The 7,911-nt window shown below is 55.6% G+C and carries 6 protein-coding genes and 2 pseudogenes; 7 read left to right on the top strand and 1 reads right to left on the bottom strand.

Annotated elements, in window-relative coordinates; all coding sequences use genetic code 11:
• Positions 1-109 precede the first annotated feature (109 nt).
• Positions 110-798, bottom strand: a pseudogene (locus tag BV911_RS18070) (IS5 family transposase); the annotation flags it as partial.
• Between the two features lie 345 nt (positions 799-1,143).
• Here BV911_RS18070 and BV911_RS18075 point away from each other — a divergent pair.
• The 7 genes and pseudogenes from BV911_RS18075 to BV911_RS19860 all read left to right on the top strand — a co-directional run.
• On the top strand, positions 1,144-2,223 hold the full coding sequence (locus BV911_RS18075) for an ABC transporter substrate-binding protein (protein WP_205963906.1): 1,080 nt from the start codon (positions 1,144-1,146) through the stop codon (positions 2,221-2,223).
• A gap of 16 nt (positions 2,224-2,239) precedes the next feature.
• The gene (locus tag BV911_RS18080; protein WP_086054967.1) at positions 2,240-3,145 is read left to right on the top strand and encodes an ABC transporter permease; all 906 of its coding nucleotides are present in this window, start codon (positions 2,240-2,242) and stop codon (positions 3,143-3,145) included.
• Position 3,146: 1 nt separating this feature from the next.
• Entirely contained in the window at positions 3,147-3,932 is a 786-nt protein-coding gene (locus tag BV911_RS18085) for an ABC transporter ATP-binding protein (protein ID WP_086054968.1), read from the top strand.
• Complete coding sequence (locus BV911_RS18090; protein WP_086054969.1) at positions 3,929-5,470, top strand: amidohydrolase family protein; 1,542 nt, start codon at positions 3,929-3,931, stop codon at positions 5,468-5,470. Before BV911_RS18085 ends, BV911_RS18090 begins: the two co-directional genes overlap by 4 nt.
• A gap of 28 nt (positions 5,471-5,498) precedes the next feature.
• A complete protein-coding gene (locus BV911_RS18095; protein WP_086054970.1) occupies positions 5,499-7,025 on the top strand; it encodes an amidohydrolase family protein in 1,527 nt (508 codons plus the stop codon).
• A gap of 505 nt (positions 7,026-7,530) precedes the next feature.
• Positions 7,531-7,665: a transposase gene (locus BV911_RS18100; protein WP_086054971.1), complete on the top strand. Its 135-nt coding sequence runs from the start codon at positions 7,531-7,533 to the stop codon at positions 7,663-7,665.
• 24 nt (positions 7,666-7,689) lie between these two features.
• A pseudogene (locus BV911_RS19860) lies at positions 7,690-7,911 on the top strand (hypothetical protein); the annotation flags it as partial.

The following is a 7,911-nucleotide window of genomic DNA, read 5'->3' on the forward strand; positions in this document are numbered from 1 at the left end:
GAAATGGCGCAAACTCGACGGTCAAAACCGCCTCCCCGAGATCATCCAAGGGGTTGAGTTCCGGGATGGGATCCGCCAACTTCAAACCGCCGCCTGATCAAGCGTCACCAACTTTTGCCCATATCTCCTTCAGGCGTCCGAACATGATCTCGATCTTGCTGCGCCGTTTGTAGCGACGCTTGTCATAGCTGATGGACGTGGTCCTCGATTTCCGCCCTGGGATGCAGGGTGTTATTCCCTTGTCTTCTAAAGACTTTCGGAACCAGTCCGCATCGTATCCTCTATCTCCCAGCAGCCAATCGGCTGAAGGCAGGCTGCTCAAAAGGGCTGCGGCACCCGTGTAATCGCTTACCTGGCCAGCCGTTATGAAGAGCCGGATCGGGCGTCCAAGAGCATCTGTGACGGCGTGCAACTTGGTATTCATGCCGCCCTTCGTGCGCCCGATCAGCCGTCCACGCCCCCTTTTTTTAGCCGCAAGCTGGAAGCCGTGCGGTGCGCTTTGAGGTAGGTGGCATCAATCATGATCGTTTTCTGTTTCGCCGCAGTGGCCTCTGCGGCCAACCCATCCATGATCCGGGCGAACACTCCCATGTCGCTCCAGCGTTTCCATCTGTTGTAAAGTGTCTGGGCAGGGCCATACTCAGGAGGCGCGTCACACCACCGCAAACCATTGCGATTGATGAATATAATCCCACTCAGCACGCGCCTGTCGTCGACGCGTGGTTTGCCATGGCTCTTGGGAAAGAACGGTTGAAGGCGTTCAATCTGCGCCTCAGTCAGCCAAAACAGGTAACTCATGAATGTGATCTCCTTGCGGAGCCTGAATCACGTCAACAGCCTGAAATCAATGGGTCTGGAGCCTAGCAAGTATGACGGTAGCCATGATGTCCAATACGCTCAGCATCTGAACGTCTGCAATTAAATATGTCGATATTTTAGGCAATTCCAGAAGCGTGCGCCAACGCCGAAGCAGTTTCCTTGACCCCCGCATGAACCATCCCGTTTCGTTAACGTAGCGCAGGGAGGGCAAGACGCCTCCGATACCCTCTTCTAATGGTTGGCGTGCCGAACTCGTCATAAGCGACTTCGGAAATCTGAGTCTCCCACTCATTGTTTCTATTTGGTTGTTTGTGACTCGTCAGAATGGACGATGACATGTGCGACAGATGTGGAAATACTCATAAAAACCTCATGGAAGCCTCCCGTCGCGGGTTCTTGAAGAGTGGCGCGATGGCGGCAGCTGGGCTGGCTCTTCCAGCAGGACTTGCCGGTCTCTTCGGAGCCAAAGGTGCGGCCGCTGCAGGCATGACAACGCTCAAGGCAACGCATGGCGCGGGTCTTTGTAACCTAGGTATCTTTATTGCCAAAGAGCGTGAGTTGGCAGCGGAAGACGGGGTAGAGATCGACTTCGTGGTGACACCGACGACGACCGACGTCGTAACGCTGTTTGGCGCGGGGATGGTTGATATTTCGGTCATCCCTTACTCAAATTTTATTACATTGGTTGATCAGGGCGCACCCGTGAAAATGGTCGCCGGAGCTGGCGCCGAAGGATGCATTCTTATTGGACGAGACGGCATCTCTAGTCCCGAAGACCTCAAGGGAAAAACGATCGGAACATTTCAGGCCGACACGCTTGAAGTGCTGCCCTACGACTATCTGGCGAAAGCAGGGGTTCCGTTTAACGAGGCCACTATTCGCTATTTCAACACATCGCCCGAGATGGCCGCCGCTTTCATCAACGGTGGCATTGACGCTGTTTGCCATATTGAACCCTACGCGACGCAGTGTCTTGAGGGCCGAGAAGGTGCGACGGTGCTCAGCGATGGCATCGACCTCTATGGCCCGGGATATGCAGATTGCGTTCTGGCCGCGCGGACACCTCTGATCGAGGAAAACCCTGAAGCTGTGAAGGCCGTGATCAAGGCGATGATGACGGCGCAAAAGCAGATTGAGGCAGATACGGCAACCGCCCTCGAAGAGACTGTGGGAACCTATTACAAAACCTCGCTCGACGCTTTGAAGCTGGCGCAATCGAAACAGCCCGTGATGATCGATCAACGCCAGAATTCCGCCTTCTTCAAGGAGCGGTCGCTGTCGATGCAAAAGATGGGCTATGTGAAAAACCTGCTTCCCGACGAGGCGCTGGATTGGTCGCTTATGGAAGAAGTGATCGCCGAGAACCCCGACCTCTATAACTCGCTCGCGCTAAAATCAGCCTGACGGAAGAGGGACAATCATGACCGATCAATCACTCCGTGCGAATAACCCGAGCACAATTGCGACTGGCCTAAACCTGAAAGAGCATGCGCAAACGGTTAGGCGCAAGCTCGTGCCACTGGCTTGGACCTGCGCCTCGCTCGGTTTGTTTGTCGCGATCTGGGAATTCTCTTGGTGGCAGGGGTGGGCAAATCCGCTTCTGCTGCCGCCTCCCCATATTTTTCTGAGCAACTTGCCGGAACAGTTTCGCTTTTTCGACCCAACCGGTGGACGCGCCGGTGCTCTGAGCGAGGGAGGTAGTATCTGGTCGGTGCTGGGGGTCATCGGCTGGTCAGCACTTCGAGTTACGCTTGGCTTGAGCCTTGGCTTCGTAATGTCGCTAATTGTCGGCGTTGCAATTCGGTACTTTAACATCTTTGGTAAGCTGGTCCTTCCCCTAGTCACCATGATGGCGCCGATCTCTCCGGTTGCTTGGATCCCCGTGGCTGTTTTCATGTTCGGAATCGGCAATCCCCCGGCCGTCTTTCTGGTCTTCATCGCGATTTTCTTCGTAATGGTGCTGGCGACCCTGTCGCAGATTGATGCGGTGCCACCCCATTTCATCCAACTTGCGAGGATTATGGGGGCGTCGAAGCGCCAAATCTACATGCAGGTCATTCTGCCGGCTATCCTGCCCGGATTGTTTGTCACGCTCCGCATGAACCTCTTTGCCGCATGGATGGTGGTCCTGATCGCGGAAGCCGTTGGCGTGGGGTCTGGCCTAGGACAGGTCACCATGATGGCGCGCAACACATTCAATTCGAGCCTTGTTTTCTTCACCATGACGCTGATCGGGATCACCGGATTTGCCTTTGATCAGGCCCTTGGCCTCATTCAACGCAAAATTCTTTGGTGGATCGGACCCAGCAGTATCGGACGGATCTGATATGACCCTTGGACTATCGATTTCTAACGTCACTAAAACTTGGAACCCGGACGGCTCCTCACCAACCCCTGCCGTGCGAAATCTCACTCTTGATGTGAACCTTGGCGAATTCGTAGTGCTCCTTGGCCCGTCGGGCTGCGGGAAAAGTTCGCTGCTTTATATGGTTGCAGGGCTGGAAGAGGCGACCTCGGGCAGCATCACTTTCGACGGGTTGGAAATCACACAGCCGTCTCCTGAACGTAGCTTGATCTTTCAAGAGGCCGCCCTGTTTCCGTGGCTTTCGGTCCGCGACAATGTGGGGTTCGGATTGCAGATCAAAGGAATCACGCAAACTAAGCGTCGCCAGAAAGTCGATGACCTTCTGAAGCTGGTCGGGCTGGCAGGTGCAGGTGATAAACGACCTCACGAGTTGTCCGGCGGCATGCGACAGCGAGCGGCGCTCGCACGGGCCTTGGCGATGGATCCGAAAGTTCTGCTTATGGATGAGCCTTTCGCCGCTCTCGATATCCAGACCCGTGCCCGCATGCAGGATCACCTGCTGCGCATTTGGCGAGAAACCGGTGCATCTGTTCTTCTGGTCACACACTCGATCGATGAAGCACTCGCCCTCGCTGACCGCATTATCGTGTTCACATCACGACCGGGCCAAATCAAAGCAGAAATCAAGATAGACCAACCGCGACCACGTGACTTGCACTCGCCCGAAATGGTCGACCTTGCACGGCGCTGCGACGCTTTGTTGGCAGAAGAAGTGAACAAAGCCTTCGCGGAACAGGAGCTCCTATGACCGTCGCCTTGCTGACCGCCCGGTGGATCGTGACCGGGGCCGCTGATAACAAACACCCGGCCATCCAAGAGGATGCCGCCCTCGCCCATGAGGATGGTGTCGTCTTGGCAGTCGGGCCAATCGATGAAATTCGCCGCGCCTACCCCGGAGCCAGCGAGACGGCATATCCGAAACACATGATCTTGCCAGGGTTTGTGAACAGCCACCACCATGTCGGATTGACCCCTCTTCAAATGGGCTCGCCTGACTATGCGTTGGAGCTTTGGTTCGCAGGCCGGCTTTCAGCACGTGACATCGACCCCTATCTGGACACGCTCTACTCGGCGTTTGAGATGATCGCCTCTGGCATTACGTCGGTCCAACACATTCAAGGTTGGGCACGTGGCGACTACGGACAAGTGCACGGCGCAGCATCAGCCGTTCTAGCGGCCTATGAGGCCATAGGGATGCGCGTATCTTACTGCTATGCAGTGCGTGAGCAGAACCGTTTTGTCTATGAAGCCGACGAGGATTTCTGCCGTCGCCTACCGCCAGACGCCGCGAAAGCAATGGCGGCCAATCTTGAGGCTCAGAAGCTAAGTTTGGAGGAGTTCTTGCAACTCTTCGATGAACTGACTGATGCAAACCAGAACCCTCGCGCTCGGATTCAACTTGCGCCTGCAAACCTTCACTGGATGACCGACGACGGATTGCTAGCCCTTAAGGAACGCTCTGACAGCGCCGGTGTGCCGATGCATATGCACCTTCTCGAAACGGCCTACCAAAAGGAATACGCCCGTCGGCGTACTGGCACGACGGCCGTGAAGCATCTAGAAAAATTGGGGATCCTCGGCCCCAAGCTGACCATCGGTCACGGTGTTTGGATGACGGAAGAAGACATCGATATAATTGCGCATAGTGGAACATGCCTTTGCCATAATTGCTCGTCCAACTTTCGTCTTCGCAGCGGCTTGCTGCCCTTGATGGAATATCAAAAGCGCGGCGTCACTGTGGGACTCGGTCTCGACGAAGCCGGTATCAACGAAGATCGTGACATGCTTCAAGAGATGCGGCTCGCCTTGAACGTTCATCGCGTGCCGGGAATGAACCACGATAACGTTCCGACCCCAACGCAGGTATTTCGCATGGCCAGCGAACATGGCGCCATGACCACAGCCTTCGGCTCAGACATTGGACGTCTTGATCCGGGTCGCCGCCTTGATGCAGTCATTGTCGACTACGATGCCGCGACCTATCCATTTCAGGATCCCGACATCCCACCTCTCGACGCAATCGTTCAACGGGCGAAGTCGGCACATGTCCATGCGGTGCTGGTCGATGGCGAGGTCATCTATCAGGACGGTCGCTTTACCCGAATTGATAGGGACGAGATTCTGGAACAGATCGCAAAAGTGCTGTCAGCGCCAAAGTCGCAGGATGAGCAACATCGCCACTGGTTGCGGGATCAGGTCTTTGGAGAAGTCGAAAAATTCTATTCTGACTACTTGAACGACGCCACAGAACGCACGCCATTTTACGGAACGTCCTCGCGCCATTAAGCCCGCGAAGGATAAAGGAAAAACAACAATGAACGGAATTCTGTTCCGCGATGTCCGTCTGCTTGATCTGGCGGCACCTAAAGGGATGACATCCATCTGTGCGCTGCGTACGAAAAACGGGCGCATCCACGAAATCGCACCAACCTTGGTTCCGAACGCGGGCGAGGACGTGATCGAGGGCAATGGCAACCTACTCATGCCCGGGCTCATAAATGGGCATTTCCATTCCTCTGTCACCCATATGAAAGGCAGATTGCCGGGATTGCCGCTTGAAATCTTCATGCTCTATGAATGTCCGGAGCTGGAGGTGTTGCGCCCAACGCCGCGCGAAGCTTATCTGCGCACGATGCTCGGTTGCATAGAAATGCTGAAGACCGGTACGACAGCCGTACAGGACGACTGCTTCTTCGTGCCGGAACCAGAACCAGAGATCATAGACGCGGTCATGCAGGCATACACCGATAGCGGCATCCGCGCCCGCGTTGCTTTGGACCAACCTGAGCTGAGTGAGTTGGAAAAGCTGCCCTATCTGACCGAGATGCTGCCGGACGATCAGCGACGGCAGATGTCTCTGCCCTCACGCACTAAGAGCCAGACATTACTCGCACTTTATGACCATCTGATAAATCGGTGGCACGGGACTGCGGACGGCCGCATTAAGGCGGCGGTCTCCTGCTCGGCCCCCCAACGTGTCAGTCCGGGGTATTTCTCGGCCCTCGATGATCTGAGCCAACGTCACGATCTCCCACATTACGCCCATATGCTTGAAACTAAGCTACAAAGGGTGTTCGGCGAAGAATGCCTCAACGGGCGCTCTTTGGTGCAATACACGAAAGATCTTGGCCTGCTGTCGGATCGTATGAATATTATTCATTCTATATGGGTCGATGACAAGGATCTGGACCTGATTGCTGCCAGCGGTGCCTCTATCGCCCATAACCCGATCAGCAACCTGAGGCTTGGCAGCGGGGTAATGCCTTTCCGTGCCATTCGCGATCGCGGCATTCCGGTTTGCCTTGGGGTCGATGAAGCAATCGCAGACGATGCCATCAATATGTGGTCGGTCATGAAAACCGCCGGCATGATCCACAACCTGTCAGGGTGGGACTATGAAAATTGGCCGTCCGCTACTGAGATATTGACTGCCGCGACCGTCGGAGGCGGGCATGCCATGCGGGAACCGGGCCTTGGCAGCATGGCACTCGGCGCGCCAGCTGATCTCGTACTTTTGAATCTCAAGACATTGCCCTTCACGCCTCTGAATAACCTGCAACGTCAGCTGGTGCACTGCGAGCTAGGCACTTCAGTCCTTGCTGTCATGGTAAGTGGTCGGCTCGTCGTGCAAGAAAACCGCCTTATCCATGTCGACGAGGAAAGCCTTGTCGGTGAGGCGCGCATGCTCTTCGAAGAAAAATCAGACGCCTTTGAGCGCGCGGATAAGGCGGTTTCCAAACTGTTGCCGCATTATCGGAGAATGTATCATAAAGCGGCAACAGTCGATGTCGGGATGGAGCGTCGCCTTGAAGTTTTCACACGCGATAAAGCAATCCTCTGAGGTGGGAGTAGTGACATAAACTAAACGGGCTTCGCTCTTTGTGGACGGCCCATAATTTGCACGGGTTTTCTTGGCAGCTGAGATCTTTTGGCTAGCGGTCATTTGTCCGCCTGTTTGCGCGGGGTTTATGGCCGCTGGCCCTGATGAAGTCTGCGGATCGGTTCCTATCAAGTTGCCGGGCTATGACGCTCTGGAAATGCCACGGGGTGTCCCGATTGCGGCTGTATTGATCCACGTCACTGAGTTGCGCTTGCATTGGAGTTGTCACATTAATTCCGACATTCAGGTGAGACGGGACATGCCACCGTCATGGCCAAGGCGCGAAAAGAGAACTCAAAGCTAGGCCATCGGACGCTTTCGTAGCGGGACGGCGACCAAAATCATGGCGCAGACCGATGCGCTTGGCGTAACCGCTTCATTGTGGCCGCCTGCCTGATTTCCGGATGATTTGCTAAGATACGTGCTTCACGACGTCCTTTGCGACGTGTCTTAGGTGGGGTCAGTGATGCGTGGTGAGATACTTGGGTTTGAACGTCGACGCCGTTGGAGCGACGAGGAGAAGCTGGGGATCGTGATGTCTGTGGGCGTTGATGAGGCGACGGTCACGCAGGTGGCGCAGCGCCACGAGATCACGCGGTAGCAGGTCTATTCCTGGCGCCATGAGATGAAGAAGAAGGGGGTTTGGTCACCGGATGGCGGAGCGCTCTTCCTTCCTTTCGATATTCCCGCACATGGCGTTCCCGCCCTCGCGGACACGCCCAACCTGACCCATATTGCTGCAGAGCGACCGGCTCGCGCTAAGGTTGCGTCAACCTACCGCCGCCTGCAACGTTTCTTCCAACAGGTGATCCTGCCCGACGATTGGAGTGTCGGCATCGTAATGGCG

It is taken from the genome of Pseudoruegeria sp. SK021, assembly GCF_002119405.1.
Classification (GTDB): Bacteria; Pseudomonadota; Alphaproteobacteria; order Rhodobacterales; family Rhodobacteraceae; genus Meridianimarinicoccus.